The sequence below is a fragment of the Lewinella sp. genome (assembly GCF_050633125.1).
GTDB lineage: Bacteria > Bacteroidota > Bacteroidia > Chitinophagales > Saprospiraceae > Lewinella.
In genome coordinates this window covers 1-21,417 of record NZ_JBOEFX010000077.1, presented here as the reverse complement: position 1 = coordinate 21,417, position 21,417 = coordinate 1, and the positions used below count along the sequence as shown (strand labels likewise).

Genomic DNA, 21,417 nt, shown 5'->3' with positions numbered 1-21,417 from the left:
TTTACCATGGTATTAAGGTTCCAAGCCTATACTGTTAAAAGGTTTTTAAAAAAGTGGTAAACAGATGCCTCTTTAATTATCTTACCTTATCATTATTGTATCGAAATGGTTACTCTTGTCTTTCTTGAGCAATCAACTCTAAAAATCACTGACCTTGGCTTTACCTCCCTTTAGTTGCCAGTACACTCCTGGATTCGCCGCTATTTTGCATCAGCTGGGCATCAGTTTAGCCCTTAGCACTTACCAGGCTGGCAAAGTGATCTTACTAAGTCCGAAGAATAAACAAAGCATTGTGCAACTACCCCGTTCTTTTGGCAAAGCGATGGGCATCGCGCTTCATGAAGACCGAATGGCCATTGCAACAAAGGACGAGGTAATTGTCTTACGCAATTCACCAGCATTAGCACATCACTACCCTGCAAAGCCCGCCATTTACGACAATATGTTTATGCCTCGCGCTAATTTTTATACAGGAGCGCTAGATATTCACGACCTGGAATTTGGCAAAGGAGGGCTTTTCGCCGTCAATACTTTTTTCTCTTGTCTATGTAAAATTGACGCCAACTACAATTTTACACCGATCTGGCAGCCTCCTTTTATCAGCAAACTGGCAGCAGAGGACCGTTGCCACCTCAACGGCATGGCCATGAAAGATGGACAACCAGCCTACGCTACGGCTTTTAACCAAGGCGACACCCCCAAAAGCTGGCGACCAACCGTCACAACCAGCGGCATTGTGATGGAAGTCCCTTCTGGAAAGGTCATTGCATCTGGCTTAGCTATGCCGCACTCCCCTCGTTTATATCCCGAAGGGCTTTTCGTACTCCTTTCAGCAGCAGGTACGCTTTTAAAGATAAATCCAGCAAGCGGGGAAACTACGACGGTTTTTCAACATCCCGGCTTCCTCAGAGGCATGGATCGCCATGGCGATTACCTCTTTATTGGAGTAAGTAAAATTAGAGCCAGCTCGAAAACCTTTGCTAAAATTGACGATAAATTCAAAAAATCTCCGGCAGGAATACTTGTTGTCCATCTACCCAGCGGGAAGCTAATTGGCCAATTGGCCTACCAAGAATCCGTAGAGGAAATTTACGACATCAAGGTCCTTCCCGGTATGTTACGCCCGAATATAATGAGCACTTTACAGGACGATCACAAGCGAGGTTTGGCCACACCCTTCGCTACCTATTGGGGACAAAAAACAGAAAAAGATTAAGAACCTATTTAAAATCCCCTCAATCGGCTGCGCTTGCCAAACTTTGCGCTGCTTTACGCTAAAAATGCTCGCCGATGCTTCCGGCATCGATTCCACTTTTTGCCTTAATCAGCATAAAATTTGGTGGCACTCGCTCGATCATATAAATTTAAACAGGCTCTAAACCTTCTCTGACATTTTTCATTACTAAAACTTTATTTACATGTACCAAAGAAAACAACAAACTTCAACGACCCGCCGGCAGTGGCGCTACCTGAGCAGCCGGGTAAGGCAATGGGTCAAAGATGGCAGTTTTGCTAATTTCACTTCTACAAAGCAAGCATTCTTGCGCGGCCGTCTACGGCAATTGTTTCAGCAAATGTTGCGATTGGAAAAAGTTAGCAGCTTGCGCAAAGCCCTCGGTGGCGCCATTCTTTTGCTGGGCTTAGGAGCTACACCTGCACAAGCTCAAGTAAATTTCGCACCATTAGAAGAAAACCCATTCGGGTTGATGACGCACGATGAAATTCGCTTCGAAACCCTCGCCGACATTGATGGGGACGGGGACCTAGATATTGTCAGTGTAAGCTATACTGATGATGGAGGGTATGAGGACAACCAAATTCTGGAATTTCGTGAAAATCAAAGCACTAATGATGGTACCCTCGCCAATTTCACGAAGCCTGTATCTGACGCATTTGGGATAATACTTCCAAGTCTTGAAGATGGTAACATGATCAACCCAGTCCTTGCCGACCTAGATGGGGATGGGGACCTAGATCTTCTCATTGGCTCCTATATCTATGGAGAAAATACTGATGGCGGCATTTTCTACTTCCAAAATACAGGGGATGCCCAAAATCCAGTTTTTGGAGAACCACAAATCAATCCTTTCGGGATGGACAGTGATGGTTCTACTGCTTTCACCCCTAAACTGGCAGATATTGATGGTGACGGAGACCTCGATTTATTCAGTATTTTTTACGACTACAGTGAATATATTGAAGAAAATGGCATCATGTTCCAAGAAAACACGGGTACTGCTACCGCTCCTGCTTTTGGTGCAGTACAACGGGATATTTTTGGACTACCAACTTCTTTTGAAAATATCATCTTTCTAGAATTTGGCGACCTGGACAACGACGGCGATGTAGATATCCTCGCAGGTTCTCCATATTACGACTACTATGATTATAGTGTTTCTTACCAATACTATGAAAATACAGGAACCGCAACTGGCCCCTCTTTTGCAGATGTAGCTATTGATCCGTTTGGACTAGAACCGCAATCAGCCTTGTTCCTCTGGCCTATGCTGGGTGACTTAGATAATGACGGCGATTTAGACGTTCTTACAGGAGCTACCTACAATGAATTTACAGAGGTCGCAGGTTGGGGCTATCAAGAAAACCTACTCCTAAATGTCGCTGTTGAGGAACTTGCCGATGAGTTTACTCAAATTGAGGTATTCCCTACCGTAAGTCAAGGAGTATATAATTTGCAAATCCGTACAGAAGAGTCTCCTTTAGCGGTAACGCTCAAAGTATTTAACACCAACGGCCAGCTGTTACAGCAACAAGACTATCCGGCTACCACCCAGCTGGACGAGCAATTACAGCTTGACAGCTACCCTGCCGGCACCTACTATTTGAAGCTACAAAGCGAACAAAAACAATGGACAGGCAAGGTGATTAAGCAGTAATTTTTCTAAGTCGGAAGTCAGCATTGAGGAATCGGAAATAGTGCTAATTACTCCAGATATCCATAGCTGACTTTCGACTTCTTCTATTCCTGTAGCCTTATTTGGTGTTCTAACAAAACAGTATCCACCGCTTGGTGAAAAGCGGTTAAGTCTTGATAATTACTCAACACCACCTTTACTCCTTCCCGGAGCAGTACCTCTTCATCGCCCTGACGACGCAAGCCAATCAGCGGCAAGTTCATTTGCTTCGTCGTCGTAACATCCCAGATGGCATCTCCTATATAAACGACATGGCTGATTTCGTGTGCAGCACACGCCAAATCAATCGCTGCCTGTAGTATATGATCGCGCTGCTCCATCCCATCCGCATAAGCAGCATAAGGAGGTGCTGGATGAATCCCTATATGCTGCAACTTCACCTGCGCTGGTGCCCGCCAACCTCCTGTAGCAATACCTAATACAAAGCGATCATCTTGCTCCAGCTGCCGCCAACAATCACGCGCGCCGGGTACTTCCTGAAAAGCTTCCGGTTGTTTTTTACGCTCGGCTTGTAAGCGGCTCACGTAATGATCTTCAAAAGCCTGCCGCTCTTCACCTGTAGCCATCCGCTGAAAATGACGAGTAAAGACGGTCCTAAAAATAACGTGATCGGTCACATGCGGGTATTGCCGCCAGTCGATACTGGGAAAGGGTTGGCCAAAGACCTCTTGGTAGCTTTCAGCAAAACATTGGCTGTCAACAGAATTAGAAAAAAGAAGGGTTCCATCTATATCAAAAAGGAGAAATGTCTTCACTGGCTTTGTTGCTTTGGAGGTAGGAATTAAATAATCATTGATAAAGCTACGATAGGGCTTTATGGTTGGACAAAAATAGTGGTTCTGAAAAATTCTCCCGATCTTTCCTCTTCACCAAGGGAATAAATCGTTCAATCATGCCTTCTATCTATCTTATCATGGGCGTTTCCGGTAGCGGAAAAAGCACCATTGGCCAAGCCCTAAGTACACGTACTCACCTCCCCTTTTTCGATGCTGATGATTTCCACCCCCAAGCCAATGTCGCCAAAATGGCTGCTGGCCAAGCCCTCAATGATGACGACCGCCAGCCATGGTTGGAGACCCTGTCGGCATTGCTCAAAAAACAAAGTCAAAATGGAGAAGGTGCTGTTTTGGCCTGTTCAGCACTCAAAGCCAGCTACCGCAATACCCTTGAACAAGACCTCACGCCCCCTCCTTTAGTCGTTTACCTCAAGGGGAGCCCCGAGTTGATCGCAGCTCGGATGCAAGCCCGCAGCGGGCATTTTATGCCACCTACCCTACTCGCCTCTCAATTTGCAGCATTGGAAGAACCCCACGATGCACTCATCGTCTCCATTGATCAAAGCATCGATCAAATTGTTGATGATATCCTGGCTGGTGCTTAGGAACAGCACAAAAATGGCTCACCTCATTTGTAAACAGTTCTTAGTGCCTTTAATTTTCGTAATTTCCGTTCTTTTTGATTAGACTACTCCTTTATGACTCCCCAATTGTTCATTGCCATTTTTTTCAGCATTGCGCTGCTGCTGCTTCTCGTCCTGCAATTTCGGCTCAACGCCTTTTTGGCTTTACTGATTGCCAGCATTGGTTTTGGTCTTTCAGCAGGTATTCCTACTGCCGAAATCATTACCAATATTACCACTGGCATGGGCGGCACCTTGGGCTTTGTGGCTACCATTGTAGGCTTAGGTGCCATTCTTGGAGCGGTCTTAGAGCATTCCGGTGGCAGTCAAGCACTGGCCCGGTTTCTACTTTCAAGCCTGGGCGAAAAACGGGCTTCCTTAGCGTTTGTCCTTACGGGATTTCTGGTCGCTATCCCCGTTTTTTTCGATGTAGCTTTTGTTCTTCTAGTGCCACTGGTTTACGCCTTGGGCCGGCGCACCGGGCGTTCATTACTCCACTTCGGTATTCCTTTGTTGGCTGGTTTGGCCACCACGCACGCCTTCATACCGCCCACGCCCGGCCCCATTGCCGTTGCTGATATTTTGCAAGCCGAACTCGGCTGGGTCATTATGCTTGGCTTTGCAGTAGGCATCCCCACCGTTACCATAGCAGGACTCTGGTGGGGAAAGCGAGTAGGTGACAAATTTTTCATTGCAGCCCCTCCGCTCGATGGGCCTGAACTGGGGGACACACAATTACCACCCATCAAACTTATTCTTACCCTTATTCTATTGCCAATCATTTTGATCCTGGGCAACACCCTTACGACAATGCTGACCAAGGCAGATGTCTTGGCCTCCACCATGCTCACCGATGGCATCATCTTTCTGGGGCATCCCTATGTGGCGCTGTTGTTGTCGTGTCTACTAGCACTTTACTACCTTGGAACCAAGCGGGGACTGGACAGCAAAGCACTGCAAAGCCTGGCCACCAAAGCATTGGCTCCAGCAGGGGCTATCATCCTCATCACCGGTGCTGGCGGGGTTTACAAACAAATGTTGGTGACTAGTGGCGCGGGTGCCTCTCTCGCCGAGGTTTTCCTACAATTTCAGTTGCTTCCACCATTATTGGCTTTCCTCTTGGCAGCACTTATCCGCATTCTCCAAGGGTCGGCAACCGTTGCTATGATTACGGCTGCGGGTTTGCTGGCACCTGCTCTCCCAACATTGGGGTTGAGCCCACCTCAATTAGCACTATTGGTACTGAGCATTGCCGCCGGAGCAAGCACGCTCTCTCACGTCAATGACAGCGGCTTCTGGCTGGTAAAAGAATACCTGCACATGGACGAAGCAACGACGCTACGGAGTTGGTCGATGATGACCGTGTTGCTTTCTTTGACAGCACTGGTGGTCATTGTGGTTCTTTATCCAATGGTGTAATTAAGAAATCGGAAGTTGGGATTGAGAAATCCCCACACATCCGTACAAAAACACACCCCGTGCCCAATCGTACCAATACGATCATACGGCTAGCCCTCATTTGTATAAATACATTCATGCAGACACACCACTCTTTCAACGACAAACTTGCTGCTGGCTCCACCCCCATTTCCCTGTACGCTCAAAAGTCGTACATCTCCTATATAGCTAGATAAAAAATCTACTACCTTTACCGCTCGTCAATTCACCATTCATGGATCTTCTGCTTTACGCTCCCGAATACCGGCCCAATATGTCTTCGATGATTCGTTCTGCGGAGTTTTTCGGGTTCAAGCGTATCTATATTTACGATCAAAACAGTTTGCTTACTCCGCCAGACAATAAGAAAGGGCGGGCCAACATGGAGCACATGGCCAGGGTGTGGACTGCCGGGGCGGTCAATCACATTGAAATTATAATACTGGAAGACCCCATTGATTTTTTGCAAAATTATGCTGGCAGAAAAGTAGGTACCCTCGTCAATGAGCAGGCCCAACACTTGAATGACTTTAGCTGGCAGGCCGAGGATCTCATCCTTTTTGGCAGCGAAAAAGACGGCCTGCCGGAAGAAGTCATCCAATCCTTAGACGCCACCGTCTATATCCCCAGTTTCGGACATACTGACTGCCTCAATGTAGCCGTAAGCTTTGGCATCGTAGTAGAAAAAGCAATGCAGCATCACCAGAGATGATGTACTTCTGCCTTTATGTATTCCTCATAAATTGCGTTCATCGCACTCACCTGTGCAGAACTCAGTGGAGGTTGATCGTAAACAGAGAAATTGGAAGCCAAGTGCGCCAATTTAGAGGCGCCCGGAATAACGCAACTCACCTCCGGGTGGGTCAGTATCCACTGTAATGCGATAGGTGCCAGATTTTCTTCCTCAGGAAACAAGGCTTTCAACTTTGACACAGCAGCCAATCCTAAGGCATAGTTGACGCCAGAAAAAGTCTCTCCTTTATCAAAACCGGCACCATCTCGGTTGAAATGGCGGTGGTCGTCTTTCTCAAATGTGGTACCCTCGTGATAAAGCCCAGTGAGTAAACCACTCGCCAAGGGTACGCGTACGATGATACCTACATCTCGTTTCTTTGCTTCCTGGAAGAACAATTCCATTGGGCGCTGCCGAAAAAGATTGAAGATAATTTGTACCGTGCTTACGTTTGGAAACTCAATTGCTTTGAGGCCTTGCTCTACCTTTTCTACGCTTACGCCCAGGTGCAATATTTTCCCTTGCTCCTTCAGTCGTTCAAAGGTTTCGAATATTTCCGGGCGGTAATACACCTCTGTGGGCGGGCAATGCAGTTGAATCAAATCCAGGCATTCCAGTCCTGTTCGGCGCAAGCTATCTTCCACAAACTTCACCAACACTTCTGGCTGGTACCCCTCGTTGGTATGCGGATTGATCTGCCGACCACATTTGGTAGCAACGTAGATACGCTCGGAACGTTGGCGCACTACTCTGCCAACCGCCGTTTCGCTCATACCGTTTTCATAAACATCAGCGGTATCAATAAAATTGACACCCGCATCAATGGCTGCATTGAGGATTTCATCAGCATTTTTATCATCAAAACCACTTCCCCACTTTCCTCCAACCTGCCAGGTGCCCAGCGAAAGTTCAGAAATTTCAAAACCTGTTTTTCCTAATATTCGATACTGCATGGTAAGACGGACTTTTTTTATTCTTTGACGAAGGTAAGGTTACTAGTGGGCGAAATCAAAGAAACCCTCAATTAGACGATAGGCCGCTGCTAATAAGATGTACAAAGGAACTACACTGAAAAGTATAGCGGTGAATATTTGCGTTTTTAGATTCCTAATTTTTAGAAGACCACGAACACTAAAAATCAATAGTGTGAAGTAAATAGGAATAAATACATTCCAGTTATAAAAGCCTTTTAAAACCCTTGCACATGGTTCTTTAAGCTGTTCTCCTCCTGGGTTAATCATAATTAACACAAAAACCACGAACACCAAGACACTATTTTCAGAAGGTTTCTTGTTCATGACAACGCTTTATAATTTGAACTAATTATTCATCTACCTGTAGCCTGCACTAGCGCAGAGGCAATCTCCCTTACTCCATCATCCCCTCATCCTTCCAAGTCACTAGTACAGCAATCTGTGCCCTCGTCAATGGCGCCTGCCGCATTTTGTAAGGCATGAATTTTCGATTACTGGGCTCCAACTGCACTCGAAACAATATATCATCAATCTTCTCCTTGGCCAGTTCGTAAGTATGGAGTTGACGTTTCTTACTTACCCTTTCACCATGACAAGAAAGGCAATGAACCTCAAAAATGGGAAGAATATGCTGCTGGTAAGTAACAAGAACAAGCTCAGGATCAGAATTTGACAACAGCGGCGCAGTGTTACTCAATGAAAAAGTAGCTATCCCAAGGGTGATAATAAACAGTATTTTTTTCATAAAAGAAACCTAATTCATCCTCAACAAAAAGCGCTCTATCTGACGACGATGCCGCAAGATGTGAACAATGGCATGCTCCATAAGTTGCTCTACATCATATATCTGCCCCCAGCTTACTTTGATTTTCTTATCAGCGTCTTTTTCCTCCAATTGTAAATTGGGATAATCGGCAAAAAGCTGTTCATTGTAAGCGAACATCCGCTGTAGGTCTTCCTGGTAAGCAGCTATCGTATTCTGCGTTTTCCGTTCCATGTACGCCAGTTCTTCTCCCTCGTTTTTCCTGATCGCAATCGCATAACCATACCCTGCACGCACTACATGGGTAAGTATGGTTTGTATAGAGCGGCAATCAGGATCATCGGTGTGCGGGTCTACTATACGTACCAATTGATCATTCGCAACGGTAACTATGAGCGCTTGTAACTCATTCAAGGCACGTTCGTATTCATCTAACAAGGCACCAACTGCACCATTATCTCGGTAAATTTTCTTCATGATTCTTAGCTTTTTTCCGCTTCCATTATTTTCTTCATTTCCACCATGACCATTTCCCAGCCCTGGCGAATATGTGCCAGGCGTTCCTTATTACCATCAAAGGTCTCATTAATAATAGTTAGTTCGGTAAAGCCTTCCTTTTCTTTCAGGTGATAACTTACGTGAATGTAATTTTCAGGCACATCCTCCAAACCAAAATTCGGATCAAACGTGGAGTATTTTAAAGAACGCCCCGGCTGAATAGCCAATACATTTCCTTTCTGGTAAGCATCATACCCTTGGTAATTCCCCTGCCAAATTACAGAGCTACCCATTGCCCAAGTCGATTTCACTTCACAGTTAAACATGTACTGCTTGGTGTAAACAGATTCCGTCAATAAACGCCAGCTTTTTTCAATGGTGGCAGGTAAATCTATTTGTTGTTGAATACTTTGCTGTTGCATAATTTAAAATTTTCCCGCAAGGTAGACAGGTGTATTGACAAGGGTATGTCAACATCTTTAACGAGCATGATAATAATCTTTCAAGACGAAATCTTCGTGAGGAGCAAAAATCATCTCGGTGGTTTTCAACTGCTGGATTCTGTCCAATCTAAATTCGCGGATATCCTCCCGTAATTGGCAAAAAGCGAGCAAATACCAAGCCTGTTCGGTAAAACTTAGCGCGAGCGGTTCCACCCGCCGCTGGGTCAGTTGCTCCGATGCTGCTACGTAGGTAAGTTCTATAACCAACCTGGCAGTTATTGCTTTTTGCAAATCGGCCAACCAATAACTCGACGCCTGATTTTCACGTGGTACAGAAGGTGTTATTCGTTGTTCTAAGACAGCTATTTTCTCTTTCTGGGTGGTCCCAAGTACCGCTTTAACTTTGAATATTGCTGATTGATAATCTCGCCGCAAAGACTGATCCCCCTGTTGTTGTACCCACTGATCTACCAAAACCACTGCATTGGCTTCTTCTTCCGTAAAACTTACCGGAGGCAAGCGGTAGCCTTCTACCAAAAAATAGCCTACTCCTTCTTGCGCACCTATCGGTACGCCCGCTTCTTGCAAGGTTTTGATATCGCGATAAACGGTGCGAAGACTCACGCCAAAACGATCAGCTATTTCTCGAGCTTTTACGACTCGCTTCGCTTGTAGTTGGGTAAGGATAGCCGTGAGGCGGGTGAGGCGACTCATACAAACTATACGCTTTTTGCCCGATACAAAACGGGTTTACTTGGGCTGGCATCAAGCTGCATACTCGTAATTTGGTGCTGAAGCAGGTACAGTCCGTCTTTTATAGCATCCTCCACAAAAACCAATTCAGTAATAGTAGCTCCCAGGCGGGTAGCATAGGGATATTGCCAAAAGGCTTTGTGCGCAGAGAGGGCACCACCATCCTCCTCGCGGTCCACTGAAGGGAGGTCTAACAAGAGGTGCTCTACCCCATAATCCACCAACAGCTGGGCCGCATCTGCTGCCAAATAAGGGGGATTGGTCCCGGAATAATTACGCTCCAGTTTTTGGTCGTCGTTGGGCAACGTCCGGATGACTACGGCGGCGGTCTCTCCTGGGCGCAGTACTTCTGCCAGTTGATCTCGCTCAATTACGCGGTCGCCATCTTCCAGTTTACGAGGATAGATGCTTATCAAACGAGCGGAATGGTGGTATTTTTCCAGACAGTTACTCAGATAGTAGGGCTCCTTGCTGATGTGGCCTACGCATTCGGTGTGCGTTCCGTTGCCGTGGGGGTTGAGGCGTATGTTCTTGAAGTTTACCAAGCCCCCCTCGGCGGTAGACCCCACAAAATCGCCCGCTTTCACGGGAGAGCTCTCCGCTAGTGGCGCGTAAAAACAATTTGGCCCACGCCCATCAAAACGCAATGGGATACTGATATCCAAAGGCTGAGCAAGGTCTGCTGTAAAGGCTTTTCCGCTTATTTGAAATTGCGCATTCATAGTGGTCTTCTTTGATTATATCCAATCATAGCTGTGCTTGGTGAGTTCATGCTCTACCTCCCCCGTATGCTTGGTACTGTGGGGTTCTACTAACATCAGGTGTACTTCCTGACCATCTTTGGTGCGTGGGCGATGCTCTACACCTGCAGGTACGACGACCATATCACCAGGCCCTAATTCCACTGTATGCTCGGGAAAATCGATGTACAACTCTCCTTTGATGATGTAAAACATCTCGTCTTCCTGCGCATGGTTATGCCAGACGAAATCGCCTTGAATTTTCGCCAATTTCACCTGCTGTCCATTTAGTTCAGCAATAACTTTTGGCGTCCATTGTTCCTTGAATAAGGATAATTTCTGCTGGAGGTTGATTTTCTTCATTGGTCGGAGGATTTGGTTACTTACAAAAGTAACATATAAATTAGAGCTTGGTGAGAACTTCAACTCTCTCAACAAATACTAATCATTCCTTGTATCCTGCCCCCAATTGAGCTTACCCCTGAGAGTATCAAGGAAATCAATATCCTGCAAATTGACCAACCGTACACCGAAGCCATTTTTACGAACGGCCAACTGATGAGCAGCCGTAATGGTCTCGAAGCGGGAATCTAATGTACAGAGGAAATTTTCGGCACGCCCCTCTATTTCAAAAGAGATAACAGCATCGTCACTCATCACTATTGGACGTACATTGAGATTGTGCGGTGCCACAGGCGTAATAATAAAGTTACCAGAACCAGGAAAAATGATAGGACCTCCACAGCTAAGATTATAGCCTGTCGACCCTGTAGGCGTAGCCACAATAATACCATCAGCCCAATAAGAATTCAGGTAGGCACCATTGATATAAGTATGAATAATAATCATACTGGAAGTATCCCGCTTAAGGATCGTAAAATCATTTAGCGCATAAGGCATATCGTCAAAAAGAGGCAAATTGGATTCTAAGTATAAAGTCCGCCTTTCTTCAATCCGATACATTCCACGCTGAAGCTTGGTAATCGCATCTCGGATAAGCTTTTTTTCAATTGTTGCCAAAAAACCAAGTCGCCCAAGATTAATTCCCAGCAATGGGGTTTTACTGTCTCTGACTTGGGTGATGGCCTCAAGGATGGTGCCATCGCCGCCTAAAGTAATACAGTAGTCGAAGTGTTTTACCGAAAAATCAACATATCCCTCAAAAACACCTACGTCTCGTTTAAATTCAATGACCCCTTGCAACATCTGTAAATAAGGGGCATACACGTAAGTATTGATTTGAAAATCAGCAAGGACATCGAAGAGCTCCTGGATATAAGGAACATCTTTTTGCTTCATTTTTTTACTAAATACGATGACTTGCATGGCCTTGGGGGCTTAATCTTCTCCGGTACGGAGCAAGGTGATCAAAATCCTTTCTATTCGTCTTTGGCTTATTTCCAAAACTTTAAAACGAAAACCTTCCAACAGCATTTCTCTGTCTTTTTTAGGCATTCTACCGAGGCGTTCCAAAAACAAGCCTCCTAACGACTCCGATTCCCCTTTGATTGTATCAAAAGAATCTGTATCAATGCCAATGATTCTACATACATCATTGAGGAGGGTTTTGCCTTCAAAAACGTAATTCAGGTCATCAATTTTTTGATAAACGACATCTGGTTCGTCATCAAATTCGTCTTGAATCTCTCCAATAATTTCTTCAAGAACATCCTCTAAAGTTACAATGCCTGAAGTACCGCCGTATTCATCAACGACAACAGCCATATGTAAGCGTTCTCGTTGAAAATCATTCAACAGGTCATTGATTTTTTTCGATTCAGGGATAAATAACACATTGGTACGAATGAGGTCCTGCCAGTTAAATTCGGCGGCTTCGTAGCGGTGCATCAAAAGATCTTTTACATAAAGGATACCGATTACATTATCAGCATCTTTTTCGTAAACAGGAAAACGGGAATATCCTGCGTCCTTAATCGTATCCAGCACTTCTGCATAATCAGCAGAATCGTTCAGTCCAATTACATCGACCCTGGCTTGCATTACCTGACGAACACTAACTTCGGGGAATTTGATGATTCGCTTAAGGATATCCAAATCCTGCTCACTATCTTCTTCCTGGGAAACAGTTAATTCTATGGCTTCGTCAATTTCCTGTTTACTGGTAAGCCCTACACTGGATTGTTTGCTAGCCAGGCGCTTCTCCATCCAGTGAGACCAATTGACCAGAAGATTACTCAGTCCAGCAAAAACCTGCATTAAGAGACTGAGGGCAAACGACATAATACGGGCCAACCGAATACTATTAAGGGTCGCGTATACTTTAGGCGTTACTTCGCCAAAAAGCACCAACATAGCGGTTATCCCTATAACTGTAATACTAAAATAGACGACAGTACCAATGCTCTCTGCCTGGTAGCTCTGCAAGAAGGCAAAGCTCTCTTGAAGGTTGGCTGCCCAAACCAAAGTACTTTCCTCTGGGATGATTTGCCTAATTACAATTTCAGCCAATAGTACTATCGCAATATTGATGAAATTATTACTAATAAGAATAGTAGCTAGTAATTTTTCGGGCTGAGTGAGCAACCAAAGTACACGGCGGCTATTACTCTGCTCTTCCTGTTCTAGGCGTTCCAGGTCATTGGGAGACAAGGAAAAGTAAGCGATTTCCGATCCGGAAACCAATGCGGAGCAGACAAGCATTACGAGCAAGCCTACAATACTTAAACTTATCTGCCATTGTGGACTAATCCACAGCAAAAAGTCTAACATTCCTAGAAGATGGATGATACTGTCCGGTTCGGGTTCCAATAGATTAACGTTAATCTAAAAAATCAGACGCTGCTGTATTAGAAAGGTAGGTCATCATCTGCGTCCATTTCTGGTGCAGGTGGTGTAGTCTGAGCCGGAGCACTCTCTTTAGCTGGAGCTACGCTTGTTGTGCTACTAGGCATTTCATCATCAGTAGATGGAAAATAACCGTTATTGCTATCTCCTCCTTCTCTACGGTTCAAAGCTCTGAAATAGCTCGCAACTACTTCGGTTGTTTTGCGATTATTACCGTCCTTATCCTGCCAAGTACGATGAGTCAGTTTGCCTTCCAGATAAACCTGTGACCCTTTAGATAGCTGGGTTTCGGCCCTTTCAGCCAGATTGCGCCAGACTACTACATCATGCCATTCTGTTTGGGTTTGCCATTCGCCAGTTTTGTCGCGATAATTTTCGTTGGTAGCAACTGAAAACTTGGCAACGACAGCACCATTTTCGAGGCGGCGAACTTCTGGATCACGCCCCAAATTTCCGATAAGGATAACCCGATTAACCATAGACTAGATAAGATATTGTTATTAAAATAAATATAGCGAATTATCATCGAAGTACCAACTGATGACTTTCGGGAAAGCAAATTTACTGCAATTTTCCGGCTTGATAAGATTAATTCCTTCCGGGAGCCTATCTGGACGGTTTCCAATGTACTTAAATTCCCAAAAATCGGCAATAATACGTTGATGTGTAAGCTCTTGCTTACGCGGCCCAAGCTTGCGAATCAGTTGTAAATTTTCGGCCAATAGCCAATCTGGCCAGCTTTGCTCCTCTAACAATTGGGAGAGTGTGTCAAGGGATGCCTTGGTTTCCACCAGAGGAAATTGATAAAGATTACGCCAAATATCCTTTGCTGTCCTTTTTTCAATCATCCTAAAATCAGGATGCTGAACCACCAGGTAATTGAAATAACGCGTGCTACGCTTGAGTTTTTTCACCTTTACTGGTCGTTCGGTAATTGTTCCATTAGCTAATCCCTGGCATTCCCTATTTAATGGACAAGCTTCACAAAGTGGTTTTTTCGGGGTGCATATTGTCGCTCCCATGTCCATCATTGCTTGATTATAGGTAGCTGCACTATCCTTGGGAAGCAACTCTTGGGCTAGTCCTGCAAAGTGTTTTATTCCTTGGCTAATATCAATTGGCGTCGCATCATCAAAAAAACGCGACAAGAGGCGGTACACATTCCCATCGACCACCGCATAGGGCAATTGAAACGCAAAAGAAGCAATAGCTGCAGCGGTGTAAGGCCCTACTCCCTTGAGGGCACGAATACGTTCGTAATCATCAGGGAAAACACCGCCATACTCCGTGTGAATAAATTTTGCGGCAGCGTGCAAATTGCGAGCGCGAGAATAATACCCCAAACCTTCCCACATTTTCATCACCTCATCTTCGGCTGCCCGTGCCAAATCACTTACCGTTGGGTAGCATTCACTGAATTTTTGAAAATATGGCGCACCTTGCTCTGCTCGAGTCTGCTGAAGAATAATTTCTGACAACCAAATCAGATAAGGATCCGTGATATGTTTCCAAGCCAAGGGCCGGCGTTCTGGTTCATACCAATCAAGTAGTGTACGCGTAAAAAAAGGAAAGGAGGAAGAAGCCATAAGGCGAATGTACAAATAAGCTGATTGAAAAGAAGGAGGAGCGTTTTCAAAATAAAAATGACGACAGCAAAAACTTGTTTTGCCGCCGTCATTTCTTGGGGTTATCAAAAATGGAAAGTTATACTACTGTACCGCAATTTCTTTTTTGAAGAAATTGAGTTGTCCATAACTCCTCTTAATCTGTAATTTCAAATCCTTGCGAGCAAAGAAAATACGACTTTTCACTGTACCCAAAGGAAGCTCTAGGTAATCTGCTATCTCTTGGTACTTATAGCCTTGATAGTGCATGAGGAAAGGAATGCGAATGCTCTCGTCTAGTTTATCTATCATTCGGGTAAGCTCTTTCATCATTATGCTACTTTCAGCCTTATTATCAATAGCGTTATCTCCAGAATTGATGTAATACTGGTTATCGGTAGAGTCCATGATGGTATTGGCCTTTACCTTCTTACGATAATTATTAATGAAAATATTTTTCATAATCGTAAAAAGCCAGGCCTTTAAATTGGTGCCTGTACGAAATTTCTCCCGATTAGTAATTGCCCGATAAGCGGTCTCTTGATACAGGTCACGCGCATCCTCATTATTCTTGGTCAAACTGTATGCAAAAGAATGCAGGAGGCTAGCCATTTGGTTGAGACGGTCATTGAATTCGATGCTGGACATAATTAGAGGCTTCTAGTTAGGATTATTAGAACTAAACAGTTGCTTTCTGTTGTTGAATCAAATTTACGCTAAGTTTAAACAAAAACCAAGTCAAAAGGCAACAAATCTTTCAAAACCAAGCAATCATATTGTCAAAACAAATGCAAAAATAAGCATTAATAACTGAAAATCAGATACATACACTCAAAATCAATGTATTTACATTTATTTATTTATTTCAATAAAAAATGAAAGAAGATGAATTTTGTTTAGCATTACACCTGCAATACCTACTGCTTTGTTAAACAAAACACTTAAACACCTGCCTTTTAGAAAAGAAAGAAACCTTAATAGCGGTAGACTCCAGCTATTTTTGTGCTTTAGCAATCAACAAAACAGCTATTGCTCCAAAGAGAATATTGGGCAACCAAACACTTATGACCACAGGTAAAGCATTCCCTGCTGCAAAAACGGAGGAAAACCGGGATAGAATAAGAAACAGTGCTCCCAGTAATATACCAACCGCTAAATGTATCCCCAGTCCTCCGCGCACTTTTCGGGCAGCAATAGCCACGCCGATCAAGGTAAGAATGAGCACGGTGATAGGCTCAGCTGTTCGCCGCCATAGCTCCGCTTCGTATTTTGCCGTGTTACCTACGCCGCGCGCCCTTTGTTTATCGATATAACTGGAAAGTTCAACCGTCGTCATCATCTCATGCTGCTCTTTATATTCAATAAAGTCAGCAGGCTGCATATTTAACACTGTATCCATTTGCTCTCCCTGGCCAGAAACGATGGTTTCTTTGAGGCCGTCAAAGGTTCGAACCTCATAATTGACCAAGCGCCATTTATCTGGTGGCCCCAACCACTCTGCACTCGAAGCCTTTAGTAGATAAACAAGTTCATGGTTTTCAAATCGTTCCAGGCGGAAGCCGCGAATAGTGCTATCTCTTTTGCGCCAGAAATTAACGTAAGCCTTCGTTTCCGGGTCAAGAAACATGTGGATATTGCGTTGTTTACCTTGATCACGGTTAGGATCAAAGTATTTGCGTTCCAGTTTCAGCCGTGTTTTTGTACCCTCTGGGATAAAGTAGTGAGTCCCTAACGCATGAATGATGGCAATAAAAATTGCACCAATCATATAGGGCCGCAAAAGACGTCGAAAGCTGACCCCTGCATTGAAGATGCTCAGGATTTCCGAATTATTCGCCAGTCGCGACGTAAAGAAAACCACAGAAATCAGAGTAAATAAAGGAAAGAGTAATCCATATATAAAAATGACAAAATTGGGAAAGTAGCCAAAAATGATCTCCGACTTGGTAATATCTGACTCGATAAACTTCTCTACTTTTTCACTAAAATCAATGATTACTGTGATCATCGTAAAGATCAACACGGTAAAGAAAAAAGTAGAAAGAAACTTCTTCAGTATGTACCAGTCTATTAATTTCATAATCTCGTTTGCAGCTTCGGCACCATTTCCTCTTTCCAACGTGCGAAATCACCGCTTTGTATATGCGTACGCGCCTCTTTAACCAACCACAAGAAGAAAGATAAATTGTGTATGGATGCCAATTGCCCACCAAGCATTTCACCACTGTGGATCAAATGGCGTAAAAAGGCCTTGGTATGGTAGCGACTGGTAGCACAGGGGCCATCTTCATCGATAGGACTGTGATCATCTTTCCATTTCAAATTCTTGATATTCATCACGCCATGGCGGGTATAGATCATACCATGCCGGGCGTTCCGAGTGGGCAATACACAGTCAAACATATCTACGCCCAGCGCAATGCACTCCAACAGATTCACGGGGGTGCCTACGCCCATCAGGTAGCGCGGTTTACCAGCGGGCAGAATATCGCAGCACAATTCCGTGATACGGTACATTTCATCCGACTTCTCCCCTACCGACAATCCTCCGATGGCATTACCTGGCATATCGTAACTGGCTACAGTTTCAGCACTTGCTCGCCGTAAATCTTCAAACGTACTGCCCTGCACAATCGGGAACAAATTTTGGGTATACCCATACTTGTCCGGCGTCGCTTGAAAATGATCAACACAACGCTTTAGCCAACGATTGGTCAGCCCCAAAGAATCCTTGGCATAACGATACTCACAAGGGTGTGGGGGGCATTCATCAAAAGCCATAATAATATCTCCACCAATACTCCGCTGGATATCCATAGCACGCTCGGGCGTGAAGACGTGCTTTGAACCATCAATATGCGATTGAAAAGTAACCCCCTTCTCCTCTATCTTTCGGCGATGTGCCAAAGAATATACCTGATAACCACCGCTGTCGGTAAGGATTGGGCCTTGCCAGCCATTAAACTTGTGCAAGCCTCCGGCGTTTTCCAATACTTCTGTACCAGGGCGCAGGTACAAATGGTAAGTATTTCCCAGGATGATCTGGGCTTTGACATCATCACGCAGCTCGTGGGCGTGCACTCCTTTTACAGAGCCTACCGTCCCGACAGGCATAAAAATCGGTGTTTCGATCTCCCCGTGGTCGGTGGTGATCGTTCCTGCCCGGGCTTTGGAGCCTGGGTCTGTATGTTCCAGCTTAAATTGTAATCGTGCCATAAGTCAAATTCGGGCAGCAAAGGTATTGAAAGTATGGGAATAAGGGCAGGAAATAAAGCTTCAGCTTGCTATTGCAAGTTAAAAATGATATTTTGGTTCATAAAAGAACTAAAATGGTTCACTTTTGGTTCTATTAATAAAGATCAGAGAAATGAAATCAATTACTATCCATAATCTTGACACCGTAATTGCTCAAAAAATTCAGCAATTGGCCAGTGAAATGGGATTAAGCCAGAATAAACTCATCAAGAGGCTGTTAAGACAATCCCTAGGTTTGAGCGATGCTCCTCCTCCAATGAATGACTTTGAAAAATTCTGTGGCTACTGGTCCGAAGAAGAAGCAGAAAGTTTCATAGCAAACACCTCTACTTTCGACGCTATTGATACCGAGTTATGGGATTAACAAAAATAATTCTGGATACCAATGCCTACGCTGCTCTCATGAAGGGGGACCAAAAAGTACTCAAACTTATTAAAGAAGCTGAGGAGGTTATACTTCCTGCTTTTGTTATTGCTGAGTTATTGTTCGGCTTTAAAAAAGGAAACCAGACGGAAAGGAACCTCGACATTCTCGCGGACTTTGAAAATTATCCCAAGGTAAAAAGGCACTATCCTGGCGCTGAGACACTGCTGATTTTCGCCGAACTTATGCTCCAACTAAAAACTGCTGGTCGGCCAATACCTACCCACGATGTTTGGATAGCAGCTATCAGCATCGAGCAAGGCGGAACCTTGATAACTTACGATCGACACTTTGAACACATCATTGGCCTACGACGCTGGCAAGCGTATTGAAATCATTCTTCCTCTTGCCGCGCCAGGAACTTCAGAACCTGCTTGTAAAACTTCAACGAAGATTCCTCCAATTGATCCTCCTCGATGGTTAAGCCTGCAATAATCTCTAGCAATACGTTCATCCGGCCTTCCGTATCGTAAAACTTATTGATCACGGCCACCTTCCGGTCCTCAACGACACAATACCCTGAGTTGAAATTCCCTTTTTCGTATCGAATGGTATATTCGATCTCGCTGAAAAGTGTTTCCAGTTTTTTGAGGGTATGACGGGTATATTTCATATTACTTAACAAGTATTTAGTACCACAATATTACGAAAATTGTAAAGTTTTAAGATCGAACCTCAATAAGGTACCGTAACTTTACACTCTTAATTAAGTAATCAGATGATGAAAACAAACACGCTCCGCAACCATGTATATTGCCTTTTATTCCTGGCAGGACTATTAAGCGGGCCACAGGCATCCGCACAAACCTTCTCCGCCATGCTGGTTGGAGGCTTTAATCTTTCCCAAATCGATGGTGACAAGCTGGGAGGGTTCAATAAAATCGGCTTCAATACCGGAGCACGCGTCAGTGCTAAATTAAGCGACCGCTGGTCATTGAGCACGGAATTTCTTTACAGCCAGCAAGGAGCTAGTCGTGTGCCTACCGATGACATATCTTCACAATACGACAAAATTAGACTCAACTTTGTGGAAGTGCCATTGATGATCAATTTTTCCGACTGGAAAATTCTCGCCAGTGCTGGTGTAAGTTACAATCGGTTGATCAACTATGAGGTGATAAATGACGTGGGGTCTGATATTTCTGAACTGGAAGATTATCGGACAGATATTCCTTCAATCGTACTTGGAGCTACCTATATTTTTTCAGAAAAGCTTGCGCTCAATTTCCGATGGTCCAAGTATTTAAGCAGCTTAAAAGCGCCAGACAAGAACCCCAACACAGAAGATATCAAATTCATAGGTCGTAATCTCGGCGTTCGCCTCTATTATATTCTTTAGGCTTATCATATTGTCCCAAGTTGGATTCCCTATCTTTGGGGAAATGTAAATTACCTTATACTATGCGATTCATCTTTCTTTCTCTTTTACTGGCTAGCTTGCTTTTTTCACAGTGTCAATCCGGCACTACGGATCAAAACCAGGAAGAAGCTCAAACGGAAGTTGAAGCTCCTGCGACCACCGCTCCTGTCACTACTGAGACAACCACTTCTCCCTACCCTAGCATTACGCAGGAAAAGATGATGTACCTCTATGACAACTGCGACTATATTGATTTCGTTTTTTACACTACTAATTTTTCAATGAGTCAGAATGTACAGGGGGCTATCCGCACCACCTTGGGCACTATTTCTACTACGCCGGCTAAAATAGTCAGCTCCTGCCAACCTATAGGTCGTGTTTTCTTCCAGGTAGATGGCCAAAATGCCGAAGAGGCTGATCTGTTTTTCGGAGGTGCTTGCTTGTACTATCTCTTCCTCGAAAACGGCACCTACACCTATGGCAACCAAATGACCGAAGGTGGTTTTGGTTTTTACCAGAAAATTTTCCAGCAGGCTGCTGGACAGGGAGGACAGTAGGGAGTTTTAAAGCCGGAAGTCGGAGGGTCCGTCAGCTTATTTCTTCGCATCATGCACCATAATAAATGGCGGAAAAGTGTAAGGGTGTAAACGCTGGTAAGTCCATGAAGCAACGCCTTATTATCCTGTCAGACCTTTGGGGAATTGGTCGTTCACAATGGTGGCCCTATTACGAGCAACCTTTGCGGCAGCATTTTGAACTTGAATGGTATGATTGCTGCCAGCTTGGAGAGATAGATTTGAATAATTACAAGCAAGATCAACTTCATCAACAATTTCTGGAGGGCGGTATTGAAAGAGCTATAAATAATCTTTTAGTGACAGAAAGGCAACACGCTCCAGCACTTATCCTAGCTTTCAGCATCGGCGGCACCATTGGCTGGAAAGCCATACAAAAAGGGCTCTCTTGCGGGTATTTCTGCGCCGTTTCAGCGACCCGCTTACGCAAGGAAAAAGAAGTGTTTCCAATAAAGGGGAAATTGTACTACGGAGCCAATGATCCTTTCCGTCCGGATGAACATTGGAGCCAGCAACAAGTCAATTTGCCTTATGAATTACTACCCAACTATGGGCATGAAGCCTACACCAAGGCAGAGGTTGCGAAAACAATTGTTGACAAGCTTCTCCACCTTTAGGCATGAATGCCTAGATAGCGTTCAAAAAGGCTAATCGTACCAGTGCGATCATACTCTTCAGCATCAAAACCGGAAGTTGGAGATTACACCGCACCTCGCACTCA

Annotated in this window: 27 protein-coding genes; 10 read left to right on the top strand and 17 right to left on the bottom strand. The window is 44.5% G+C overall.

The features are described from left to right. Positions 1 to 154 precede the first annotated feature (154 nt). Positions 155 to 1,216, top strand: coding sequence for a TIGR03032 family protein (locus ACRBG0_RS16865; RefSeq protein ID WP_431488037.1), 1,062 nt, complete (start codon positions 155 to 157; stop codon positions 1,214 to 1,216). A 202-nt stretch (positions 1,217 to 1,418) separates the two neighbouring features. Then, a complete protein-coding gene (locus tag ACRBG0_RS16860) occupies positions 1,419 to 2,894 on the top strand; it encodes a T9SS type A sorting domain-containing protein (protein ID WP_431488036.1) in 1,476 nt (491 codons plus the stop codon). Between the two features lie 83 nt (positions 2,895 to 2,977). Here the strand turns inward: ACRBG0_RS16860 and ACRBG0_RS16855 are convergent, their stop codons facing one another. Continuing rightward, positions 2,978 to 3,688: an HAD family hydrolase gene (locus tag ACRBG0_RS16855; protein ID WP_431488035.1), complete on the bottom strand. Its 711-nt coding sequence runs from the start codon at positions 3,686 to 3,688 to the stop codon at positions 2,978 to 2,980. A gap of 137 nt (positions 3,689 to 3,825) precedes the next feature. Here ACRBG0_RS16855 and ACRBG0_RS16850 point away from each other — a divergent pair, with 137 nt between their 5' ends. The 3 genes from ACRBG0_RS16850 to ACRBG0_RS16840 all read left to right on the top strand — a co-directional run bounded on the left by ACRBG0_RS16850 (position 3,826) and on the right by ACRBG0_RS16840 (position 6,481). Further along, positions 3,826 to 4,314: a gluconokinase gene (locus ACRBG0_RS16850; RefSeq protein ID WP_431488034.1), complete on the top strand. Its 489-nt coding sequence runs from the start codon at positions 3,826 to 3,828 to the stop codon at positions 4,312 to 4,314. A 93-nt stretch (positions 4,315 to 4,407) separates the two neighbouring features. Next, positions 4,408 to 5,751, top strand: coding sequence for a GntP family permease (locus tag ACRBG0_RS16845; protein ID WP_431488033.1), 1,344 nt, complete (start codon positions 4,408 to 4,410; stop codon positions 5,749 to 5,751). Positions 5,752 to 6,004: 253 nt separating this feature from the next. Beyond that, positions 6,005 to 6,481: a TrmH family RNA methyltransferase gene (locus ACRBG0_RS16840; RefSeq protein ID WP_431488032.1), complete on the top strand. Its 477-nt coding sequence runs from the start codon at positions 6,005 to 6,007 to the stop codon at positions 6,479 to 6,481. Here ACRBG0_RS16840 and ACRBG0_RS16835 read toward each other — a convergent pair. From ACRBG0_RS16835 to tgt, 15 genes are all read right to left on the bottom strand, one after another. After that, entirely contained in the window at positions 6,469 to 7,455 is a 987-nt protein-coding gene (locus ACRBG0_RS16835) for an aldo/keto reductase (RefSeq protein WP_431488031.1), read from the bottom strand. The genes ACRBG0_RS16840 and ACRBG0_RS16835 overlap by 13 nt on opposite strands. Positions 7,456 to 7,497: 42 nt before the next feature. Next, entirely contained in the window at positions 7,498 to 7,800 is a 303-nt protein-coding gene (locus ACRBG0_RS16830) for a hypothetical protein (protein WP_431488030.1), read from the bottom strand. A 70-nt stretch (positions 7,801 to 7,870) separates the two neighbouring features. Next, entirely contained in the window at positions 7,871 to 8,221 is a 351-nt protein-coding gene (locus ACRBG0_RS16825; RefSeq protein ID WP_431488029.1) for a hypothetical protein, read from the bottom strand. Between the two features lie 9 nt (positions 8,222 to 8,230). After that, a complete protein-coding gene (locus ACRBG0_RS16820; protein WP_431488028.1) occupies positions 8,231 to 8,716 on the bottom strand; it encodes a DinB family protein in 486 nt (161 codons plus the stop codon). Between the two features lie 5 nt (positions 8,717 to 8,721). Next, complete coding sequence (locus tag ACRBG0_RS16815) at positions 8,722 to 9,159, bottom strand: SRPBCC domain-containing protein (RefSeq protein ID WP_431488027.1); 438 nt, start codon at positions 9,157 to 9,159, stop codon at positions 8,722 to 8,724. A gap of 57 nt (positions 9,160 to 9,216) precedes the next feature. Then, positions 9,217 to 9,894 (bottom strand): helix-turn-helix transcriptional regulator, encoded by a 678-nt coding sequence (locus ACRBG0_RS16810; RefSeq protein ID WP_431488026.1) that lies wholly within the window; start codon positions 9,892 to 9,894, stop codon positions 9,217 to 9,219. Positions 9,895 to 9,899: 5 nt separating this feature from the next. Beyond that, on the bottom strand, positions 9,900 to 10,655 hold the full coding sequence (locus tag ACRBG0_RS16805) for a cyclase family protein (protein WP_431488025.1): 756 nt from the start codon (positions 10,653 to 10,655) through the stop codon (positions 9,900 to 9,902). A gap of 15 nt (positions 10,656 to 10,670) precedes the next feature. Beyond that, complete coding sequence (locus ACRBG0_RS16800) at positions 10,671 to 11,036, bottom strand: cupin domain-containing protein (RefSeq protein ID WP_431488024.1); 366 nt, start codon at positions 11,034 to 11,036, stop codon at positions 10,671 to 10,673. Positions 11,037 to 11,114: 78 nt separating this feature from the next. After that, a complete protein-coding gene (locus ACRBG0_RS16795; protein WP_431488023.1) occupies positions 11,115 to 11,999 on the bottom strand; it encodes an NAD kinase in 885 nt (294 codons plus the stop codon). Positions 12,000 to 12,011: 12 nt separating this feature from the next. Continuing rightward, positions 12,012 to 13,403: a gliding motility-associated protein GldE gene (gene gldE / locus ACRBG0_RS16790; protein WP_431488022.1), complete on the bottom strand. Its 1,392-nt coding sequence runs from the start codon at positions 13,401 to 13,403 to the stop codon at positions 12,012 to 12,014. Positions 13,404 to 13,480: 77 nt separating this feature from the next. Further along, entirely contained in the window at positions 13,481 to 13,957 is a 477-nt protein-coding gene (locus ACRBG0_RS16785) for a single-stranded DNA-binding protein (protein ID WP_431488021.1), read from the bottom strand. A gap of 21 nt (positions 13,958 to 13,978) precedes the next feature. After that, entirely contained in the window at positions 13,979 to 15,172 is a 1,194-nt protein-coding gene (gene mutY / locus ACRBG0_RS16780) for an A/G-specific adenine glycosylase (protein WP_431488020.1), read from the bottom strand. Between the two features lie 15 nt (positions 15,173 to 15,187). Continuing rightward, positions 15,188 to 15,730 carry an RNA polymerase sigma factor gene (locus ACRBG0_RS16775; protein WP_020535076.1) on the bottom strand — a complete coding sequence of 181 codons (543 nt, stop codon included), beginning with the start codon at positions 15,728 to 15,730 and terminating at the stop codon, positions 15,188 to 15,190. Positions 15,731 to 16,076: 346 nt separating this feature from the next. After that, positions 16,077 to 17,162, bottom strand: coding sequence for an LptF/LptG family permease (locus tag ACRBG0_RS16770; RefSeq protein WP_431488019.1), 1,086 nt, complete (start codon positions 17,160 to 17,162; stop codon positions 16,077 to 16,079). Beyond that, positions 17,159 to 18,298, bottom strand: a complete 1,140-nt coding sequence (gene tgt, locus ACRBG0_RS16765; protein ID WP_431488018.1) for a tRNA guanosine(34) transglycosylase Tgt — start codon at positions 18,296 to 18,298, stop codon at positions 17,159 to 17,161. The genes ACRBG0_RS16770 and tgt overlap by 4 nt, the downstream gene beginning before the upstream one ends. 151 nt (positions 18,299 to 18,449) lie before the next feature. On the opposite strand from tgt, the gene ACRBG0_RS16760 reads away from it, so the two are divergent. Together ACRBG0_RS16760 and ACRBG0_RS16755 are read left to right on the top strand one after the other, a co-directional pair. After that, on the top strand, positions 18,450 to 18,701 hold the full coding sequence (locus ACRBG0_RS16760; RefSeq protein WP_431488017.1) for a hypothetical protein: 252 nt from the start codon (positions 18,450 to 18,452) through the stop codon (positions 18,699 to 18,701). Continuing rightward, entirely contained in the window at positions 18,692 to 19,093 is a 402-nt protein-coding gene (locus ACRBG0_RS16755; RefSeq protein ID WP_431488016.1) for a type II toxin-antitoxin system VapC family toxin, read from the top strand. Before ACRBG0_RS16760 ends, ACRBG0_RS16755 begins: the two co-directional genes overlap by 10 nt. A 2-nt stretch (positions 19,094 to 19,095) precedes the next feature. On the opposite strand, the gene ACRBG0_RS16750 is transcribed toward ACRBG0_RS16755, so the two are convergent. Next, positions 19,096 to 19,374, bottom strand: coding sequence for a hypothetical protein (locus ACRBG0_RS16750; RefSeq protein WP_431488015.1), 279 nt, complete (start codon positions 19,372 to 19,374; stop codon positions 19,096 to 19,098). A 105-nt stretch (positions 19,375 to 19,479) separates the two neighbouring features. Between ACRBG0_RS16750 and ACRBG0_RS16745 the strand changes: the two genes are divergently transcribed. The 3 genes from ACRBG0_RS16745 to ACRBG0_RS16735 all read left to right on the top strand — a co-directional run bounded on the left by ACRBG0_RS16745 (position 19,480) and on the right by ACRBG0_RS16735 (position 21,313). After that, complete coding sequence (locus tag ACRBG0_RS16745; protein ID WP_431488014.1) at positions 19,480 to 20,100, top strand: outer membrane beta-barrel protein; 621 nt, start codon at positions 19,480 to 19,482, stop codon at positions 20,098 to 20,100. Between the two features lie 62 nt (positions 20,101 to 20,162). Further along, on the top strand, positions 20,163 to 20,678 hold the full coding sequence (locus ACRBG0_RS16740; protein ID WP_431488013.1) for a hypothetical protein: 516 nt from the start codon (positions 20,163 to 20,165) through the stop codon (positions 20,676 to 20,678). Positions 20,679 to 20,782: 104 nt separating this feature from the next. Further along, positions 20,783 to 21,313: an alpha/beta hydrolase gene (locus ACRBG0_RS16735; RefSeq protein ID WP_431488012.1), complete on the top strand. Its 531-nt coding sequence runs from the start codon at positions 20,783 to 20,785 to the stop codon at positions 21,311 to 21,313. Positions 21,314 to 21,417: the final 104 nt, after the last annotated feature.